Origin of the sequence: Sorangium sp. So ce321 (assembly GCF_051530195.1) — a bacterium.
Lineage (GTDB): Bacteria > Myxococcota_A > Polyangia > Polyangiales > Polyangiaceae > Sorangium.
Genome location: NZ_CP150329.1, coordinates 748,978 through 767,545, shown reverse-complemented (window position 1 = coordinate 767,545; position 18,568 = coordinate 748,978). Strand labels below are relative to the sequence as shown.

The following is an 18,568-nucleotide window of genomic DNA, read 5'->3' as shown; positions in this document are numbered from 1 at the left end:
GTGCCCGCCTCCCTACCATTTGCTGCCGAGGGCCACGCGGATCGTCGCGACCTTGCCGCGATTCAGGCCGAAGCCGAGGTCGTCGTCCAGCGCGACCAGGGCGCCGATGCGGGTGAAGGAGCCCTTCACGGGCGGCTCCCAGCCGAGGAACGGCTCCGCCGCCAGCTGGGCGGAGTTGCTGGAGGAGAGCGGGAACGCCGCCTGGAGGCGCATGCCGAGGCCAAAATCTCCGAACGGGCGAAACTCGATCTCGTTGCCTTGCTCGATGACGGACTTCGTGAAGTCCCCCTCCCGGGTCGGAGCGAAGACCTGAGCCGCCACGTCGTGGGTGAGGAACAGCACCTTGCCGAAGTGGATCTCGGTCCCGACGCGCGCCCGGAACGCCCAGTGCCCGAGCAGCACGCGCTGCGCGTCGAAGTAGGCCCGCGCGGGGAAGTTCGCCACCGCCGCGACCTCGAGGCCCGCGCTCGGGTGCGGGTGGAGCGGGACCGTCACGCCGAAGCCGCCGAAGAGCGCGAAGTTGGGCAGCAGGTTGCCAGCGTAATGGAGGCCGAAGGTAGGATTGCCGAGGAAGAAATCGCTGTATTCCGCGGTGCTCCAGAATGGCTTTCCGAACAGGTCTGTGTACTGGGGGCCCGAGACATTGCCGTAGACGAAGGGCATCTCCGCGTCGAGGTGGAGACCCGCGAAGATCTTGTACTGCGCGGCGGCGGTGATGGTGATGCCGAGCCGATCGGAGTCCGTGACCTCGACCTCCTCCGGGCCCGCGCTCGCCTCCGCGATCTCCGCCTGGTACGACGAGCTGAGGACGTCGAGCTCGAAGCCGAACCGGCCGCCCTGGCTCTTCGCCCAGCGCTCCTTCGTCTTGTCCGTGATGGGCTGCCGCTGCGGCTCCTGCGCCAGCGCTGACGCGGCCAGGGAGAGCATGAGGAACAGGGTGCCAAGAGACGCTTTGGTCGTGCTCACCTGGTGTCTCCCATCTCGTTCTCGACTCGCGCGCTGCGCGGGCGATTGACCACCTTGTCGCACCGTTGCCGCTGCACCGCCGCGCTGCGGCGCCAAAAGAGGCCCCTCGGAGCGCGGCGCTCGCTCGGATCAATGCAGCCCGAGCGCCCTGGATGCAAGCTTTTTGACCGCTGAGACCCTGCGACGCCGTGCGTCGGGCGGACCCGCCGGAGAGCGCGCTCCCCTCGAGACCGCCGGCCCGGAGCGTCAGATCATTGCGGCTCGCAGTAGCCGAAGTTGCACTTCGGGGAGTGCGACGGGCAATCTCCGTCGCTGTCGCAACGATCGCAGTCGGCGCCGCCGCCGGCGACCGCATCGAAGTAGCACCAGCACGAGCGCGTCGGCATGAACGACGCGAGCGGGCCCATCTCCTCGGTGCGCCGCACCCGCATGGCGCACTCGGGGACGACGTGGTGCTGCGCCTCGAGCTCGATGAGATCGAGCCCCGCGGGCGGCTGCTTCCTCCCGGTGAGGTAGGCGATCACCAGCGCTGCGCCGTCGCTCAACGGATCTCCCGTGTTGATGTTGACGTGCGTGAGGAAGTGGAGAGGCCCCCAGATCGCGTAATGGCCGTCCCTGACGTTGCGCTTGTCGCGCTTCAATGGGTCGGAGTCGGGGTAATAGCCGCATTGCTGATCGTGGTGCTGGTACGCGAGCACCTTGAGCAGCGAGGAGCTCTCGCTCGCGACGTTGGCGCCGAGGACGCCGATCGTGCGCTCCTCGTCGGTCGAGAAGGCCACGAGGTTCCTCATGTCGTCGCTCGACGTCGCGGGAGCCCCTCGCCAGCGCGACGCCGGGACGCGGATCGCCGCCGCCATCATCTGCTGCGTGCCGGAGCCGGCGTTGCGCTGGAAGATGAACCGCTCGTCGGTCCAGGGCGCCACGCCGGAGGCGTCGCCGAACCCGTAAACGAAGTACGCGGCCTCGGCGCTGATCGACTCCTGCGTCGAGGCGTTGGGGACGACGAAGGTCATCGGCTGGATCGGACCGGCGAAGTCGCTCACCGTGCTCGAGGTCGTGAACGCGGGGTCGCACGTGGTCGCGAACACGTCGGACACGGCGATGTCGATCGGGCTCCCCTCCAGGTCGGCGTCGCAGAGGAGCTCCGTGTCCGCGTCCCAGTAGCTCAGGCCGGCGCCCGAGAGCGGCGCCCCCTCGAAGAACGCGGTGACCCCGGCGCACGAGCCCTGTCCCTGGTAGACGATGGAGATGGGGGGAGTCGAGGCGCTGAGCACCTTGGCGAGCTCGGCGAGGAACGGCTTCACCGCGCTCGAGCCGGTGACGTGGACCGGGGAAGGCAGCGAGGAGCACGGCACGGCCGGCTGCGCGGCCGCTGTGGGTGCGACGGCCAGGGCGCCGAGCAGCGCCGCGGCGGGGAGCAGGGTCGGGCAGGACCGGGGCATGCCATCGCGCTTCATCGTTGCCTCTCGCTGCGTCGCGTCCATCGCGTGCGTGGGTCAGCGACCCCCGCCCGCGCCTGGCTCCGGCAAGGGGGGCAGCACGCCGTCGCGGAGGTTCCCGAGCCGCCGGTTGTCGAAGGGCCGGCACGCCGTGTCGGTGCAGGCGTTGAGGAGCTGCTCGTTCGTCGTCGGCGTGCAGCCGTAACAGCCGCCGCCGCCGTCGCACGCGCCCGTCGGTGCGGCGTCCGCAGGCACGCAGACGTGCGCGCCAGGGTCGCACCGGGCGCCGGGGAACCGCGCGCAGTCGGCGTCCGAGGCGCACTGCTGGTCGCGCTGCTCGACGAGCACGGAGCACGAGGCGAGCGCGGAGAGCGCGAACGAGAGCGAGAGCGAGAGCGAGAGCGAGAGCGCCGCGCACAGGCGGGCGCGGAGCGCGCGCGGCGGCCCCATCGTGGTGCTCCGCGGCGGCGCTCCGAAGGACTGCTGGTGCATGGCGCGCGACCCTAGAAGGTGCAGTGGAGCCGGAAGGACGATGGTGCGATCGCGAGCCGGATCGACGGCGAGGAGGGGCGGGCTGCGCCGGCGCGCTCCGCGCCGCCGCCGGCCACGGTGAGGTAGAGCGAGGCGCCGCCGACGAGCACGGCGGCGCCCGCGAGCAGGTCGGCGGTGAGCGCGAGGGTCGCGGTCCTGGTCCGCTCGCGCTCGATCGCGCGCGCGTCGCCGGGGAACGCGCCGAGCGCCGCGCCGAGGTCGCTGGAGGCGCCGAGCGCGAGGACGCCGGTGACCGCCGCGCCGGCGGCGAGGGCGCCGGTCGCGATCCAGGGCAGGACGGGCACGCGCAGCTCCCGGCGCGGGGACCGGTCGACCGGGGCGCCGGGGTGCTCCGGCGGCGGCGCCGCGGCGGGGCGCTGGACGGGGACGGCGGCTTGCGGCGGGGGCGCTTCGGGGATCTCGATCTGCAGCGCGACCTGATCGCCGCCGGCCACGTCGATGACGCGCGTGACGGCCGGGCGACCGGGCGACGCGGCGACGATGCGCCGCCGGCCGGCGCTCATCAGCAGGGGCTCGGAGAGCGGCGTCCTGCCGGCCGGGACGTCATCGACGGCGATCTCGACATCGGGCACCGAGGTCGAGACCGCGACGGTGGCGACGCGGCCGCGCAGGACGGCGATTTCCTTCTGGACCTCGCCCCGCCGGTCGGCCGTGATCTGCGCGCCGCCGTCGGTCAGGTAGCGCTCGAAGGCGCGCAGCGCACAGGCGTAATCCCTGAGCTGGTAACACGCACCCGCGACGTTGTAGAGCACCTGATAGGCAGGGGCGAGCGCGTGGGCACGGCGGAACTCCGCGAGCGCCGCGCCGTAATCGGCCTCCTTGTAGAGCTCCACGCCGCGCCGGAAGCGGGCGTCGGCCTCGGAGGTCCTGTCGGCGGGCTGGGCGAGCGCGCCGAGCGGGAAGACGAGGACGATCGCCGCAGCAGAGCGGGCGAGGGCTCTCGGGATCATCATCGGGCGTAGGGGCTCTCGAGGTCGATGGCGCGCCCCGGCCTCGGCGCGCCAGGCGGCGGCGCGGGCGCGACAGCGGGCGGCGCGGGCGCGGCGGCGCTCGCCGGCGTGGTCCGCGCGACCAGCGAGGGCGCGGTGGCGGCGGCGCTCGCCGGCGTGGTCCGCGCGACCAGCGAGGGCTCTCCTGGGTGCGCGCGCGCGTCGCGCTCCAGCGCGAGCCTCACGACGACATCGTTGTTCGCCGTGATCTTCTCCTCCTGCGCGAGGAAGCCGGGCGCCTCGGCGCGGACGACGTGCTCGCGCCCGTCCCTGGCGAGCTGGCCCTGGTAGGCGCCGCTCGACAGCGGCGCGCCGTCGAGGAACAACCTCGCCTCCGCGGGCGAGACGCGGACCACCAGGCTGATCTCTCCCTGCTTCGAGGCGGGCGCCGCCGCCTGAGCGTCGGCGAGCGCCTCGATGGGGCCGACCGGCGCGGGGCGAGGCGGCCCCGGGCGCAGGACGCCTGCGATCACGACGGCCGCGGCGAGGAGGAAGGTGATCGCGATCGCCGCCATCGCGCGGCTCGGGCGCGAGGCGCGCCCCTTCTGCCCGGTTCGCCCCGTCGTCTGCCCCGTGCCCGTCGAGCTCACCGGCGGCGGCACCGAGCTCGCATCCGAGGGGCTGAACGCCGTGGGGGCCGTCAACGTCGGGGTCATCGACACCGGGCCGGCGCCGAGCTTCGGCAGGTCGGAGATCGTGATCTTCGAATAGCTGCCGGACCAGCGCACGTCGCGCAGCTGCTCCTCGACGAGCTGCTTGATCCTCGCGCGGTCCTCCGCGAACCGGCTCGCGACGAACGCGCCGACCTCCCGCGCCGTCGCGCCCGGGTGATGCGCGCCGAGCCAGCGCTCGAGGTCCGCGTGCAGCGCGGCCGCGGTCGCGTAGCGGTCGCCGAGCGCGGGCGCGAGCGCTCGGCGGCAGATCCGCTCGAGCTCGGGATCGACGTCGGGCGCGGCCACCGCGAGGTCCGGGAGCTCGCCCACGCCGAGCCGCCCGAGGACGGCGAGGTCGTTGTAGCCCTTCCACATGCGCCTCCCCGCGATCGACTCCCAGAGGATCACGCCGACGGAGAAGACGTCGGAGCGCCGGTCCACGCGCTCTCCTCGCGACTGCTCCGGCGACATGTACGCCACCTTGCCCTTGAGCATGCCGGTGCGCGTCTCCGAGAGCGAGTCGGCCGCCTTGGCGATCCCGAAATCGACGACCTTGATGACGCCGTCGTAGGTGACGAAGATGTTCTGCGGGCTCGCGTCGCGGTGGACCACGTGAATGGGCGTCCCGTCGAAATCGCGCAGCTCGTGCGCGTGATGGAGCCCGGCGAGCGCGTCGGTCAGGACCCGCACCTGGAGGGGGAGCGGCACCTCGGCCAGCCCGACGCGGGAGCGGACCTGGCTGAGCGGCTGGCCGTCGAGGTACTCCATCGCGATGAAGAACCGCTCGGCGTCGTTCCCCACCTCGTACGTCTGCACGACGTTCGGGTGGTTGAGCCGGGCCGCGAGGCGCGCCTCGTCGAGGAACATGGCGAGGATCTCGGCGTCTTCGCAGAGCTCGATCCGCGCCCTCTTCAGCACGACCAGCTTGTTGAAGCCAGCCGGCCCCTGGGCGACAGCGAGGCAGACGTCGCCCATCCCGCCCCTGCCAATCTCGGCGATGGGGCGGAACTTACGCCAACCTTGGGGGTCGCTGGGAGCGCTCATTCGACCTAGGCCGGCTCGATCCCCGGAGGGAAAGCCAGGCGCCAGGATGCGCTCAGCCTGTTACTTGCACGCAAACGCCGGGTGACGTTCGCGCGAAAGCCGCCGAGCCAGGCGCGGGTTCGTCCCGCTTTCCATCGCGCTCAGCGCTGGCCGCGCGGCTCGCGCTCCGCGCCGGCCAGGCGCGAGAGCCGCGCGGCGAGGTCGCGGCGCTCCTCGGACTCCGCGCCTCCCCGGGCGCGGAGCGCGAGCGCCAGCACGCGCGGGAGATCGAGGGCCGCGCCGCGCGCGCGCCTCTCCGCGTAAGACCGCTCGTAGCCGCGCGGCACCCGCAGCGACCAGTTGTCATCGCTCATCGTCCCGGGAGCGTTGTAGACCTCCTCCAACCCGAGCAGATCGGAGAAGAAGACCATGACGTTCGCCGCCTGGCTCGCGAAGAGGTCGGCGAACTTGGCCTGCGCGAGCGCGCGCGGGTCGGACGCGAGCGCGCGCGCCATCGCGCCCTCCTCGGCCGGCGAGGGCGCGAGGCGCGAGGCCAGGTACGCCGCCTGCCGCTCCAGCGCGCCGGTCCGCTCCCACGCGCCGAGGAGCCTCCAGAGCGGCGGCGTGTCGTGGGTCCCCACCATGATCCAGTCGGACGGCGCGGCGTTCTCGCTGCGATAGACGTCCTTCGGGTTCGACAGGTCCGCCTTCTGCGTGACCCGGAAGCGCCCCAGCCCGTGCCGCTCGAGGACGGCCCTGAGCGGGAACGGGAGCGTGCTCAGGACCTCGCACACGATGTCGGTCGTCGCGCGCCCGCGCGCCTCCGCGCAGCTCGCGATCGTGTCGAAGATGACGCTGTAGCGCCCGATCTGCTCCGGAGACAGCGAGGAGACCCAGTCGTCGGCGTACCGCGGCACGGCGCGGTTCAGCTGCCCGGGAGGCACGATGGAGTAGCGGGCGAGCAGCGGGTGATCCGGCAGGTCGGGCGACGAGAAGAGCCGCGCCCCGCCCTGCACGGCGCGGAGCGGATCGGGGGCGTCGGCGGCATAGACCCACGGGCAGACGAGGCCGTGCGGGTGATCGAGGCGCACGCCGTCGAACTCGTCGAACATCTTGTCCATCCGCGCCCGCACGAGCGCGAGCGCGCCAGACGAGGCGTCCGTGTACTGCGCCGGATCCAGGACAGGGTAGTTCCACACCTGACCTTCCGGGTTGGTCCGGCTCGGCGGCGCGCCCATCAGATACCCCTTCAGGAAGACCGATTGATGAGCCCAGGCATCCTGAGGCGAATACCCGATCTGCAGGTCGCCGTAGAGCTTCAGCCCGAGCTCGGCCGTCACCCCCCGGAGCGCCGCGTGCTGCTCGTGCGCGAGGAGCTGGCAGAAGGCGTAGAACTCGACGTCATCGCTGTACCGCTCGAGGAGCTGTCTCCTGCGCTCATCGCAGGCGACCACCTCACCTGGCCCGGGCGCGAAGAGGCGGCGATCCAGCGCCGGCTCGCCAGACCAGCCGTGAAACCAGCCGCTCTGGTGCTCCTCGCAGAGCGGGCCATACAGCGCATCCCGCTCGATCCACGCCGCGTTCCGCTTCCTGAACGCGTCGAGTCGGGCGGCGAGGCCCTCGAGGTCGCCGCGCCGCCGCCTGTCGGTGAACGACGCGAACGCCTCCCGCAGCGCGGCGCGCTGCGCGCGGTACGCATAGCCGTGCAGCGCGCGACCCTCGCGGCCGCCGGGCTTGCCGGCGACGATCTTCGTCACCGACTCGGGCCGGAGGAGCGCGCCCCACGGGCCGGCCTCGGCCAGCCGCGCGAGCGCGATCGAGAGCGTGCTCCGCGAGAAGATGGTGCCGTCGTACGGGGACGCGTTGTCGGCCGACGTCTCCCCCTGGGGCCCGAGCTGGATGCCGTTGAAGCCGAGATCGCGCGCGAAGCGGAGGAACCGGCGCCCCCCCTCGGTGTAAGGAGACCCGCGCCCGGTGTCCTCCGCGTCCTCGGAAGGAAAGCTCGGATCATGGATCGCGAGCACCAGGTTGCGGATGCCCAGCAGCTGCAATGCGGCCCTGACGAGCTCCCGCTCGTCGTCACCTCCGCGAGCCTGAGCCGGCGCCGCGGTGCCCCTGTCGTTCCCGACGTCGTTCATCGCGGTAGGTATAGCGATGAAGGGATCGGCCCGCCAAGACGCGAAAAGAGAGGACAATTCTGCCTCAGTGAGGTGACTACACTGCTTTACGGGGAGCCCCGATGGCGCCTCTCAGGCCCCGAGGCGCGTGCCCGCCGCGACTCCCGACGTTGTGCCCGCGGCCTCCGCGATCGGGAGCGTGAAGAAGAACGTGCTCCCCTCCCCGACCTTGCTCTCGACCCAGATGCGCCCGCCGTGGACCTCGACGAGCGCCTTCGCGATCGAGAGGCCGAGCCCCGTGCCCTTGTGGGCGGTCTCCTTCGCCTGCCAGTAACGCTCGAAGATCCTCGCCCGCTGATCCTCCGGGATGCCCGGGCCGGTGTCGCGCACCGAGAGCAGCACCTCCCGGCCCCAGGGCTGGGCGCGGATCGCGACCTCGCCGCCCGCGGGCGTGAACTTGATCGCGTTGCCGACGAGGTTCGCGATGACCTGCAGGACCCGCTCGCGGTCGCAGAGCGCCCGGTCGACGCCGAGCTCGACGCCCTGCTCGAGGCGCAGCGACTTCTCCGCCGCCTCCTCCCGCAGGAGCTCGATGGCGTCGCTCAGCAGGCCCGCGACGTCGTGCGGCACCGGCTGGATCCGGATGTGGCCGCCGTCGAGCTTCGCCAGGTCGAGCAGGTCGCGGATGAGGCGGTTCATGCGATCGGCCGACTTCTGGATGCGCTCGACAGGGCGCCGCAGATCGGCCGCCTCGTCCGAGCTCGGCAGCTTCCGGCGCAGGAGGCTCGTGTTCATGACGATCGTCGCGAGCGGGCTCTTGAGATCGTGCGACACCACCGCCACGAGCTCCTCCCGCGCGCGGATCGCCCGCTGCGCGCTCTCGTAGAGCCGCGCGTTGTCGATCGCCAGCGCGGCCCTGCGCCCGAGCTCCTCGGCGAGCGCCCGATCCTCGGCGCCGTACAGCAGATCGTCGCGGCCCGACGCGATGGTGAGCACGCCGAGCATCGTGCCGCGGGTGACGAGCGGCACGGAGATGTAGCGCCGGAGGCCGAGCTCCTTGAGGAGCGCCTCGCTGGCGGACACGGGCGGCTCGCTGTCGTGCGCGTCCGCCGACCGCGGCGCGGCGGGGGCGCCGGCGACCTCGCAGAGCACCGCCTCGCCGGTCTCCAGCACGCGCGCGACGCCGGCCGGGAGGACCGAGTCCATCGGCGTCTGGCCCTGCAGGAGGCGCGCGAGCTCGCTCTTCTGAGGGTCGGCGTGGACGACGACCGCGCGCCGGAGCATCGCCTCGCGCTCCATCATGTCGACCATGCACCAGTCCGCGACGAACGGGACCGGCAGGCGCGCGACGCGCACGAGGGTCGCCTCGTAGTTCAGCGAGCTGGAGAGCAGCCGGCTCGCCTCCGAGAGGAACGCCGCGCGGCGCTGCGCCGCCTCCGCGGCCGCGCGCCCCGCCTCCGCGGCGGCGAGGTGCCGCGCCCGCTCGCGCTCGTTCTCGAGCATGCGGGCGTAGAGCAGCCGGTGCACGAGCGCCGTGCGGAAGGTCCCCGCGAGCCGGCGCATCATGCCCCGGTACCGCGGCGCGAACGGCGGCTCGCCCTCGAAGCAGAGGATGAGGCTGGAGGCGCCGCTGTCGCCCTGCCCCTCCAGCGAGAAGTGCCAGGTCACGAGCCCGGGCCGGGCGAGCTCGGGGTACGGCAGGAGGAGGCCCTCGCCCTCGCCCGGCGAGGCGCCCGCCTCGGGCGGGGACCGCGGGGGGATGGGCAGCGCGCGCGAGCTCGCCGACAGCCCCGCGGCGTCGAGGAGCCGAGGGGCGCGCGGCGTCGGCTCGACGAGCACGAGCACCGCGACGCAGCTCAGCCGCTCGGCGAGGCGCTCCAGGAAGAGCGCCATCGACTGGCGTGGGTCGAAGAGGTCGAGCGCCGCGACCGTGAGCTCCTGGAGGACGCTGAGGAGCGCCAGCCGTTCCTCCTGGATCTCGTGATCTTCATCGCTCCCCATGGGCAGGGCTCCAGCCGCGCCGGCGCTCAGGCCCCCAGCGCGAGCACGACGGCGGTCTTGTTGTGGAACTGCGGCACCCCCCGGCCGAGCGCGCCCACCTCGCCGAAGGTCAGACAGCCCATCACCGGGACGCTCTGGCCGAGCTCGTGCTCGAAGGTGATCAGCTCGTCGCGCACCGTGTCGCCGAGCATCATGCACCGCGAGATGCAGTCGAACACGAACGCGCCGGCGATCGGCCCGGCCACCGCGTCGCGCGCGGTGGTCGCGGCCTCGCGCGCGGCGCTGACGAGGCCGATGGGGTCGCCCTCCATGACGCGGATGAGGCACCCGTCCGGGACCTCGCCGACGCAGTAGAGCCCGCCCGGCGTGACCACCCGCAGCGGGTCGCGGATGACGTGCTCGCCGTCGGCCTGCGGGATGCCGAGCGGGTGGGTCATCGCGAAGGTCGCGAAGCCGTCGAGGTTCACCTGGTCTCCCCTCGCCCGCGCGGTGCGCTGGTAGACCGAGAAGGCCCCCTCGTACTCGAGCTCCGCGACGACCGTCCCCTCGGCGCGGGTGACCATCGTCGGCGGGCCGTAAGGCCGGAAGCCGTGGCCGATGCCGGTGGCCATGCGGGCGGGCGAGTCGATCGCGACGACGACGACGCTGTCCGAGTAGGCGCGGCCGCCCGCGAACTGCGCGGTGCGCACGAAGCGGAGGTTGTCGCCCGCGCCGCCGCCGGCCCAGACGACGCCCGTCCCGCCGACCTCGACCGCGCCGCGGACGACGTCGGCCGCGTTGCCCGTGAGCGCGTCCGGCAGCACGATGAGCGCGCGGCTCCACCCCGCCGCGACGGACGAGGGGAACCCCTCGAGCGCGCGCGAGGCGGCGAGCACGCCGGCGCGCCGCCCGTCCTGGCTCACCGGCTGCGCGACGCCGACGCCGACGCGCACGGCCTCCGAGCAGACGAGCCCCACGACGAGCCCCTGCCGGAGCAGCCGGCTGCCCGCGAAGACGCCCGCCGTGCAGCACCCCGCCCACGGTACCCCGGGCAGCTCGCTGGTCATCGCCGCGGCGAGCGCGTCGGCGTCATACTGGTCCGTCGACAGGACGAGCGCGAACGCAGGGCGCGGCGAGGCCGATCCGGGCGGCGAGGCCGATCCGGGCGGCGAGGCCGATCCGGGCGGCGAGGCCGATCCGGGCGGCGAGGCCGATCCGGGCGGCGAGGCCGATCCGGGCGGCGAGGAAGCGTGCTCTGTGCGCGCCGACTGCGCCGATGCACGGAGCGCCGCCGCCACGGACTCTGCGGCAGCCTTCCTCGGATCAGCCGTGGAGCTCGCCCCGACAAACACCTGTGTAGTCATATCCTCTTTCCCCCCTCAGAATTCAGACACTCGCGTTATACTGGAGATTCGCCCGCTCGTCACGGCGCGTGGCTCTCCTGTCTTGTCGTCCGTACGGGGCGCTCTCTACCGTAGAGCAAATCACGAATTTCCCCGGCCGGCGCTCCGGGGCGAAAAACCGGACAGTGCCACGGCGGGGCTGCGAAGAGGAGACCTGCGGAGGAGAGAGAGAGAGGCCCGAGCCCGAGGGCGCAGAATCCTTATCCTTCAATAAGACAACGTGCGCTGCAAGCTCGCCTGGAACGGCGGGCGGCGCGCTCGAGGCGATCGCATCGAGCGCGAAGGAGCCACGAGGGTGGCGCGCAGCTCGCCGGACGACGCGACGCACCATACGGGCAACCCGGGATCATAAGGGCTCGCGACGGAGCCTTCATGCCCGAGGCGGAATCACGGCGAGCCGCCGGGGTGCGACCGGGCGAGGTGTGGTGGTGGGCCTGACGAACGACGCCAGCGCGGAGCTCCGCCGCCCATGGATGTTCAGACAGGATCAGGGATCCGCCAACAACAACGTGTATGTCAGAGGGTGCCAGAACCCGCCGTCTTCCGTCCCTGGAGCAGCCCCGACGGCGACGAGCACGAACCCCAGTCCATTCGTGACAGCGGTTGCCGGCACGTCGCTGTTGGCCAGGATCTCCCGCATCGGCACGGAGGACGTCACCTGGAGGTCGGCGGGGGCGTAGGTCTCGACGGTGGCCTCCTCGAGCGCGCCGAGGTTGTCCCGCCCGAGCGCGGTGAATGGAGGGAACGGCGCGACCGCCCCGTACGAGAGGTCGTGCGCGAGGAACACCCCGCTCGCCGCCCCGATCCCGGGCGTGAGGTGCACGTCGATCACCGGCGTCGCCGCGCTCGCGTGCGCTACCTGGAGCGCGACCCGGTCGAAGGTCTTCCGCCGCGACATGGCCGCCGCCACGAGGCCGGCGGTGGGCGTGTCGATCGTGTAGGCGTCGCCGCAGCCCTGCTTCTCGCTGGCATGGGTATGCCCCTCGCCGCCGACGCAGCCGGTGGCGACGAGGAGCAGGCTCTTCTCCTCGGCGAACACCGGCGCCGGCACGACGGGGAGCGCCGCGGCAACGATCGGGGCGGCGGGCTCCGCCGCGAGCGCGAGGATCTCGGCGCAGTCGAGCCCCTCGGTCGCGCCGAGGTCGCCGGCGACGACGTGCGCGCGCACGCTCGTCCCCTCGGGGATCGCCGCGTCGAGCGGCTCGATCACCCGGGCCCGAGCGAACGCGAGGCCCGCGGCCGCGCTCGGCCAGGGGTCGACGCCGGCGCCGGTGCCGTCGGGGTACGCGAGGAAGCAGAAGCGGACCGCGTCGTGATCGGCGACGCCGTTCACCACCGTGAGCTTCGTCGGCCCCGGCGGCTCGACGACGTCGCCGCCGCCCGCGCCCGAGGTGGTGGCGCTGCTCGAGGTGGCGCCCGGACCGCCGCCGGCGCCGGACGTGCTCGTCGCGCCGGGCGGGTCCCTGCCGAGGAGGTCGTGGTCCTGCGTGCAGCCGGCTTCGACGAGCGCGGCGAGCAACGTCCCCGCGAGGCAGGCCGAGCCGAGCGAACGAACACGGTGCAGCACGCTGCGAGCTTACCGTGCTAGGCGGGGTCGATGCGGGTCCATCTCACCACGACAGCCGCCGCCGCCGTCCGCCGCGGCCACCCGTGGGTGTACCGAGACGGCATCGCGGGCGCCGGGAACGCGCCCCAGCGCGGCGAGCGCAGGCGCGGCGAGCGCGCGCCCGGCGAGCCTGTGCGCGGCGGCGCGGCCGCGTCGGGCGACGTGGTCGAGCTGTCGGCCGAGGGCGCGGCGTTCCTCGGGCGAGGGCTCTGGGACGCCGAGTCGGCGATCGCCGTCCGCGTCTTCCAGCGCACGCAGGCGCCGCAGCTCGACGAGCGCGCCCTCGCGGAGCGGCTCGAGCGCGCCTTCGCCCTGCGCGACGGCTGGCTCGCCGGCCGCGACACGACCGCCTACCGCCTGTGCAACGGCGAGGGGGACCGGGTGCCCTCGCTCGTCATCGATCGGTACGACCGCGCCGCGGTGGTCCGCCTCGACGGCGGCATGCTCGCGCCGTGGATCGATCGCCTGCTCCCGCACCTCGCGCGCGCGCTCGGCGCCCGCGGCGTGCGCTCGATCGGCCTGCGCGCGCGAGCGTCGGCGGCGGGGAGCGCCGACGCCGACGGGAAGAAGCTCGCGCACCTGCACGGGCCGCCGCTGCCGGATCGCCTCTTCGTGAGGGAGAACGGGGTGGCGATGGAGGTCGACCTCGCGCGCGGCCAGAAGACGGGGGCGTTCCTCGACCAGCGCGACAACCGCGCCCGCGTGCGCGCGCTCGCGGCCGGGCGCCGGCGCGTCCTGAACCTGTTCAGCTACGCGGGGGGCTTCTCGGTGGCCGCGGCGCTCGGCGGCGCGGGCCGGGTCACGTCGGTCGACTCGGCGTCGGCCGCGCACGCGTCCGCGCAGCGCACGTTCCGGGAGAACGGCGTGGATCCGGCGGCGCACGAGTTCGTGACCGCGGACGCGTTCGACTTCCTCGAGAAGGCCCACGCGCGCGGCGACCGGTACGACCTCATCATCTGCGATCCGCCGAGCTTCGCGCCGAGCGAGCGCGTCAAGCCGCGCGCGCTCGGCGCCTACCGGCGGCTGCACACGGCGGTCGCGCGCGTGCTCGAGCGCGGCGGCGTGCTGTGCGCGGCGTCGTGCTCGAGCCACATCACGGCGGAGGACTTCCTGGCCACGCTGGACGACGCCACCCTGGAGCGGGACGACCTGCGGGTCCGGGCGATCCACGGGCAGCCGGAGGACCACCCGACGCTGCCGGCGTGGTGGGAGGGGCGGTACCTCAAGTTCGTGGTGCTGGAGTGAGGCGCTGACGCGCCCACGGGACGCGCGCCGCGGTCAGGGGCACGCGTCCGGGCGGACCACGGCGTAAGAGAAGTCGCCGAAGCCGGCCGCCGCGAAGCCCCCTCCAGGGAGCGCCGCGACCGTGTTGATCTCGCTCGGCGTCCCGACCTCACCCTCGTACTCCCAGCGCAAGGCGCCGTCGGTGTCGACGGAGAGCAGCCACATGCGCTGCGCGCCGCCGTCCGTTCCTCGCGTCGCTCCGGCGAGGTGCAGGAGGCCAGTGCTCGGATCATGGGCGAGGGCGTTCAGCGCGGTGTCGAGCTCGGGCTCGTACGTCTTCTGCCAGAGCACCGAGCCTCCGGCGTCCAGCAGGATCAAGCGGCTCTGCTGGTGGCTGAGCGCGACGACGGCGATGCGGCCGTCCGGCAAGGCGGCGATGTCCTGCGGCCACGCTTCGCCGACCTCCTCAAGCACGCGATCGAAGACCGGCTCCGTCTGCCCGGTGCTGCGGACGACGCGCAGGTACGCGCCGTGCGCGGAGAGCTGAACGACGTCCCCTCCGGGGAGAAGCGCGACGCCGCCGCGGCTCCAGCTCTGCCCCACCTCGGATCCTGGAGCGAGCGGCGTCACCCGCCGGTGGACGAGCTGGCCGTCGCCGTCGAGCCGGAGCAGCACCAGCCGCGGCTCCGCTCCATCCAGCCGGCTGTCGTGGGTCGACAGCACATACCCCCCGTCCGGGTGCGGCAGCAGCTCGATATCCACCCCGACCATGTAGTGCGTCGGTCCGAGCGCGTGGTCGGCGCGCAGCTCACGGGCTCCGTCCAGCCGGCCGAACCACAGCCCCTCCCCGGAGGGAGAGGACGGGTCATGCGTCTGTCCCACCACGACGACCCCCCCATCGCTGGTCCGGGCACCGGTACGCAGGAATCCACCGGCCAGCGGGACCGCGCTCCACACCACGTCTCCCGCGTCGTCGAGCTCCGCGACTCCGCCGTTGTCCGGCGCGCCGATCGCGATGAACCCCTCTCCCTCGACGGGTAGGAGCCAGTTGGCGTCCAGCCCTGATGGCGTGAAGAGCGAGACGGAAGCGCCATCAAAGCAGGCATCGGACTCGGCCTCCGCGGGCACGGACTCGGCCTCCGCAGGTACGACGATGACCTCGCCGCAGCCCGAAAACGTCGCCAGCGCGATAAGCGAACTCAGAAGCTTGTCATGATGTGCCATCTTGTTCCTCCCGGGGCAAGCAACGCAATCGTCGTGCCGGTGATGCCACGGGCTCATTTCATCAAGGCGAGCAACAGCGGTCATGCCGCATACTCGCCATGAAGGATCCCCTCGGAGGGCGAGCGCAGCCTGACACTGGAGCGAGAGAAATAACACAGAATGGCGCATCGCCGCGCGACGGCGTGGCTCACGTCTTCGTCCCGCCGCCGCTCGCTCGCCCCAGCAGGAACGCCGCCAGCGCCTCCGCCTTGGGCACGAGGGTCTTCACCTCAATGAGCTCGTCCTTCGTGTGGAAGCCGCTCCCCCTCGGTCCCAGCCCGTCGATCGACGGGATCCCGATCTCGGCCGTCGTGCTCGCGTCGGACCCGCCGCCGATGAGGGGCGCCTCGGCGTCGCCGAGCCCCGCCGCCCGCGCGCAGGCCGCATACTCCCGGTAGAGGGCCGCGCTCGCCTCGGTGCGCTCGAGCGGCGACCGCGAGATCTCGCTGTCCACCTCGACGGCGGTGCCGGGCACCTCGGCGGCCGCCTCGCGCGCGGCTGCGGAGAGCGCCGCCAGGATCGCCTCGCCGTCCTCGAGACTCACGAAGCGGAAGTCGACCCCCGCCTCGGCCGCGTCGGGCACCGTGTTCCGGCCCTGCCCGCCGCTCACCTTGCCGACGTTGACCGTCACCCCCCGCGAGTAATCGGTGAGCCGCTGCGCCCGGTCGATGAAGCGGGCGAGCGCCCAGATCGCGTTCGCGCCCTGCTGGTGCGCGTTGCCGGCGTGCGCCGCCCTGCCCGTGGCCCTCACCGTCGCGCCCCCCGTGCCCTTGCGCGCGGTGATGATCCTGTCCCCGTCGCGCCCCGCCTCGAACACGAGCGCGCACGCCGCGCCCGCGAGTTCGCGCTGGAGCAGCGGGCGCCCCTCGGGCGACCCGACCTCCTCGTCCGACACGATCGCGAACCGCACCTGGATCTCCGGCAGCGCGCCGATCGTCCCGAGCGCCCTGAGCGCCTCGATCGCCACCACGAGCCCGCCCTTCATGTCGAGCACGCCGGGGCCGCGCGCGAGCTCCCCGTCCAGGCGGAACCCCTCGAAGGTCCCTGGCGGGAACACCGTGTCGAGGTGCCCGACCAGGGCGACGTGCCCCGCCGGCGAGGCCTTCGCCGCGTCGCTCTCGATCACCCAGTGCGCCGCGAAGCGCGCGCTGGCGAGCCGCCGCGCGTGCAGGCCGGGGATCGTCGAGAGCTCGCTCGCGATGACCTCGCCCACCGCGTCGCCGCCGCGCGGGTTGTCCGTGAACGAGTTGAGGTTCACGAGCCGCTCGAGGAGCGCGAGCATCGGCTCCCTACGGCTGGACAGCGCCTGTCGGAGGGCCTGGATCACCGCGCCAGCATGCCACGGAAGCCCGTACGCCGCTGCGCCGCCGCCGCCGCGCCGCCGCTGCCCGCTGCCGCCGCGCCGCCGCTGCCTGCTGCCGCCGCGCCGCCGCGCCGCCGCGCCGCCGGTGCGTGCCGGCGACCTCTGCCCTGGGCGCTGCAGAAGTGGTACGTGTCGCCTCATGAAAGGTTCCAGAGCAGCGCGGAGGCACCCGTGACAGCGTCGGAAGGACCGCTCGTCATCAAGCTCGGCGGCGAGGTCGTGGGCAGCCCGGCCCTCGCCGTCCTCGCCGGCGATCTCGCGTCGCTCAGCCGCGCGGGCACGCGCGCCGTCGTCGTCCACGGCGGCGGCGCGCAGGCCACGCGGCTGCAGGAGCGGCTCGGCATCCCCGTCCGGCAGGTGGCGGGCCAGCGCGTCACCGACGCGGAGACGCTCGACGTCATGAAGATGGTCGTCGCCGGCAAGCTCAACGTCGACCTGTGCGCCGCGCTCCTCGCCGCGGGCGCGCGGCCCGTCGGGCTCCACGGCGCGAGCGGGCCCGCCCTCTCCGCCGTCAAACGGCCCCCGAAGGTCCACGCCAGCGTCGGGCCCGAGCCGGTGGACCTCGGCCTCGTCGGCGACATCACGGGCGTCGACCGCGGGCTGCTCGAGCTGCTCGGGAGCGGCGGGTACCTGCCCGTGCTCGCCTGCCTCGGCGCGGGCGCGGACGGGCAGGTCTACAACATCAACGCCGACACAGTCGCCAACCGCGTCGCCATCGAGCTCGGCGCCGCGGGGCTCTTCCTCGTGAGCGACGTGCCCGGCGTGCTGCGCGACGTCGCCGATCCCGCCTCGCGCATCCCGAGCCTCACGGTCGCCGAGGGGCGCGCGCTCATCGCGAGCGGCGCCGTCACGCGCGGGATGATCCCGAAGCTCGAGGAGTCGTTCGCCGCGCTCGCCGAGGGCGTCCGCCGCATCCACATCCTGGGCCGCCTGCGCCCGGGCGATCTCGCGCGCGAGGCGAGCGCGCCGGGCTCCATCGGCACCGTGCTCGTCCCCTGAGCTGCCCGGCCGGCCTCGCCCGGGCCGGCCGCGCGCCGTATGCTGCTCGCCGATGATGGACGCCCTCCGAGCAGCGCTCTCGTTCGTTCAGGCGCATCGCGAGCAGATCGCGATCGGCGCGGGCGTGGGCTTCGTCAGCTTCGTCGGGGGCATGGCGCTTGTCGCTTTCGTGCTCGTACGGATGCCCGAGGACTACCTGGAGAAGGAGGAAGAGGAGCCCTTCCTGCCGGGGCGCCCGGCCTGGATGCGCGTGTCGGCGCGCATCGGGAAGAACTTGCTCGGCGTCCTCGGCGTGGCGCTCGGGATCATGCTCTCGCTGCCCGGCGTGCCGGGCCCGGGCGCGCTGGTGATCCTGATCGGGGTGATGCTCCTCGATATCCCCGGCAAGCGGCGCCTGGAGCGGCGGTTCCTCGGCACGCCGAAGATGCGCTCCTTCGCCGATCGCGTGCGCGCCCGCTTCGGCCGCCCTCCCCTGCGCGCTCCGGCGGGCTCCCGGGGGTCGTCGCCCCCCAGCGGACGCTAGGAGCGCCCGCGCTCGCTGAACGAGCGCCGAGTGCCCGCGCTCACCGACTGGCGCCACACGCCCGCCTCACCCGACTGGCGCCAAGCGCCCGCCTCACCCGACTGGCGCCAAGCGCCCGCCTCACCCGACTGGCGCCGAGCGCCCGCCTCAACCGACTAGCGCCGAGCGCCCGCCTCGTCCGGCGAGCGCTGCGCGCCGGCGGCGCCCTCCGCGCGCCCCGCCGGCGACGTCCGCGCGCGCAGCCGGAGGTGCCACGCGAAGAGCGCCGCGGCGAGCGCGAGCGCGAGCCCCGCCGAGACCCACTCGCGCGGTGCGAGCAGGATGCAGCCGGCCACGAAGGCGCAGGTCGCGAGCGCAAGGCGCTCTTCCGCGTCGGGCATCCGGGGCACCTCACCGCATGATTACCGCCCCGCGCGCCGCGCATCAAGCGCCGCGCGTGGTCTCGGCGACAGCCGGCGCCCGCCCGTC

General features: G+C 73.4%; 15 protein-coding genes. 3 read left to right on the top strand and 12 right to left on the bottom strand.

Annotated features, from left to right (window positions below):
• Positions 1 to 12: 12 nt before the first annotated feature.
• The 9 genes from WME89_RS02975 to WME89_RS02935 all read right to left on the bottom strand — a co-directional run bounded on the left by WME89_RS02975 (position 13) and on the right by WME89_RS02935 (position 12,689).
• Positions 13 to 966 (bottom strand): hypothetical protein, encoded by a 954-nt coding sequence (locus tag WME89_RS02975; RefSeq protein ID WP_438007771.1) that lies wholly within the window; start codon positions 964 to 966, stop codon positions 13 to 15.
• Between the two features lie 251 nt (positions 967 to 1,217).
• Positions 1,218 to 2,408, bottom strand: a complete 1,191-nt coding sequence (locus WME89_RS02970; RefSeq protein WP_438007770.1) for a substrate-binding domain-containing protein — start codon at positions 2,406 to 2,408, stop codon at positions 1,218 to 1,220.
• Positions 2,409 to 2,462: 54 nt separating this feature from the next.
• Positions 2,463 to 2,897: a hypothetical protein gene (locus tag WME89_RS02965; protein ID WP_438007769.1), complete on the bottom strand. Its 435-nt coding sequence runs from the start codon at positions 2,895 to 2,897 to the stop codon at positions 2,463 to 2,465.
• An 11-nt stretch (positions 2,898 to 2,908) separates the two neighbouring features.
• The gene (locus tag WME89_RS02960) at positions 2,909 to 3,910 is read right to left on the bottom strand and encodes a hypothetical protein (RefSeq protein WP_438007768.1); all 1,002 of its coding nucleotides are present in this window, start codon (positions 3,908 to 3,910) and stop codon (positions 2,909 to 2,911) included.
• Positions 3,907 to 5,643, bottom strand: coding sequence for a serine/threonine-protein kinase (locus tag WME89_RS02955; protein WP_438007767.1), 1,737 nt, complete (start codon positions 5,641 to 5,643; stop codon positions 3,907 to 3,909). The genes WME89_RS02960 and WME89_RS02955 overlap by 4 nt, the downstream gene beginning before the upstream one ends.
• A 140-nt stretch (positions 5,644 to 5,783) precedes the next feature.
• Complete coding sequence (locus WME89_RS02950) at positions 5,784 to 7,760, bottom strand: 4-alpha-glucanotransferase (protein WP_438007766.1); 1,977 nt, start codon at positions 7,758 to 7,760, stop codon at positions 5,784 to 5,786.
• Between the two features lie 111 nt (positions 7,761 to 7,871).
• Positions 7,872 to 9,740 carry an ATP-binding protein gene (locus WME89_RS02945; RefSeq protein WP_438007765.1) on the bottom strand — a complete coding sequence of 623 codons (1,869 nt, stop codon included), beginning with the start codon at positions 9,738 to 9,740 and terminating at the stop codon, positions 7,872 to 7,874.
• Between the two features lie 26 nt (positions 9,741 to 9,766).
• Positions 9,767 to 11,083, bottom strand: coding sequence for an FIST signal transduction protein (locus WME89_RS02940; RefSeq protein ID WP_438007764.1), 1,317 nt, complete (start codon positions 11,081 to 11,083; stop codon positions 9,767 to 9,769).
• 526 nt (positions 11,084 to 11,609) lie between these two features.
• Positions 11,610 to 12,689 (bottom strand): hypothetical protein, encoded by a 1,080-nt coding sequence (locus WME89_RS02935; protein ID WP_438007763.1) that lies wholly within the window; start codon positions 12,687 to 12,689, stop codon positions 11,610 to 11,612.
• 30 nt (positions 12,690 to 12,719) lie between these two features.
• Between WME89_RS02935 and WME89_RS02930 the strand changes: the two genes are divergently transcribed.
• Positions 12,720 to 13,973 (top strand): class I SAM-dependent rRNA methyltransferase, encoded by a 1,254-nt coding sequence (locus tag WME89_RS02930; RefSeq protein WP_438007762.1) that lies wholly within the window; start codon positions 12,720 to 12,722, stop codon positions 13,971 to 13,973.
• A 33-nt stretch (positions 13,974 to 14,006) separates the two neighbouring features.
• Here WME89_RS02930 and WME89_RS02925 read toward each other — a convergent pair whose 3' ends face one another.
• Together WME89_RS02925 and WME89_RS02920 are read right to left on the bottom strand one after the other, a co-directional pair.
• The gene (locus WME89_RS02925; protein WP_438007761.1) at positions 14,007 to 15,176 is read right to left on the bottom strand and encodes a hypothetical protein; all 1,170 of its coding nucleotides are present in this window, start codon (positions 15,174 to 15,176) and stop codon (positions 14,007 to 14,009) included.
• A gap of 187 nt (positions 15,177 to 15,363) precedes the next feature.
• Positions 15,364 to 16,497 (bottom strand): M20 family metallopeptidase, encoded by a 1,134-nt coding sequence (locus tag WME89_RS02920; protein WP_438007760.1) that lies wholly within the window; start codon positions 16,495 to 16,497, stop codon positions 15,364 to 15,366.
• Between the two features lie 252 nt (positions 16,498 to 16,749).
• Between WME89_RS02920 and argB the strand changes: the two genes are divergently transcribed.
• Positions 16,750 to 17,577, top strand: coding sequence for an acetylglutamate kinase (argB, locus tag WME89_RS02915; protein WP_438007759.1), 828 nt, complete (start codon positions 16,750 to 16,752; stop codon positions 17,575 to 17,577).
• A 52-nt stretch (positions 17,578 to 17,629) separates the two neighbouring features.
• A complete protein-coding gene (locus WME89_RS02910; RefSeq protein WP_438007758.1) occupies positions 17,630 to 18,100 on the top strand; it encodes a hypothetical protein in 471 nt (156 codons plus the stop codon).
• A gap of 155 nt (positions 18,101 to 18,255) precedes the next feature.
• Here WME89_RS02910 and WME89_RS02905 read toward each other — a convergent pair whose 3' ends face one another.
• A complete protein-coding gene (locus WME89_RS02905; RefSeq protein ID WP_437623408.1) occupies positions 18,256 to 18,480 on the bottom strand; it encodes a hypothetical protein in 225 nt (74 codons plus the stop codon).
• Positions 18,481 to 18,568 lie beyond the last annotated feature (88 nt).

What these genes read in the sequence shown, in the direction of transcription:
- WME89_RS02940 (WP_438007764.1), bottom strand. Translation starts at nt 11,083, where the DNA reads ATGACTACACAGGTGTTTGTCGGGGCGAGCTCCACGGCTGATCCGAGG.
- WME89_RS02965 (WP_438007769.1), bottom strand. Translation starts at nt 2,897, where the DNA reads ATGCACCAGCAGTCCTTCGGAGCGCCGCCGCGGAGCACCACGATGGGG.
- WME89_RS02920 (WP_438007760.1), bottom strand. Translation starts at nt 16,497, where the DNA reads ATGCTCGCGCTCCTCGAGCGGCTCGTGAACCTCAACTCGTTCACGGAC.
- WME89_RS02950 (WP_438007766.1), bottom strand. Translation starts at nt 7,760, where the DNA reads ATGAACGACGTCGGGAACGACAGGGGCACCGCGGCGCCGGCTCAGGCT.
- WME89_RS02925 (WP_438007761.1), bottom strand. Translation starts at nt 15,176, where the DNA reads ATGGCACATCATGACAAGCTTCTGAGTTCGCTTATCGCGCTGGCGACG.
- WME89_RS02970 (WP_438007770.1), bottom strand. Translation starts at nt 2,408, where the DNA reads ATGCCCCGGTCCTGCCCGACCCTGCTCCCCGCCGCGGCGCTGCTCGGC.
- WME89_RS02910 (WP_438007758.1), top strand. Translation starts at nt 17,630, where the DNA reads ATGATGGACGCCCTCCGAGCAGCGCTCTCGTTCGTTCAGGCGCATCGC.
- WME89_RS02930 (WP_438007762.1), top strand. Translation starts at nt 12,720, where the DNA reads ATGCGGGTCCATCTCACCACGACAGCCGCCGCCGCCGTCCGCCGCGGC.
- WME89_RS02955 (WP_438007767.1), bottom strand. Translation starts at nt 5,643, where the DNA reads ATGAGCGCTCCCAGCGACCCCCAAGGTTGGCGTAAGTTCCGCCCCATC.
- WME89_RS02960 (WP_438007768.1), bottom strand. Translation starts at nt 3,910, where the DNA reads ATGATGATCCCGAGAGCCCTCGCCCGCTCTGCTGCGGCGATCGTCCTC.
- WME89_RS02905 (WP_437623408.1), bottom strand. Translation starts at nt 18,480, where the DNA reads ATGCCCGACGCGGAAGAGCGCCTTGCGCTCGCGACCTGCGCCTTCGTG.
- WME89_RS02945 (WP_438007765.1), bottom strand. Translation starts at nt 9,740, where the DNA reads ATGGGGAGCGATGAAGATCACGAGATCCAGGAGGAACGGCTGGCGCTC.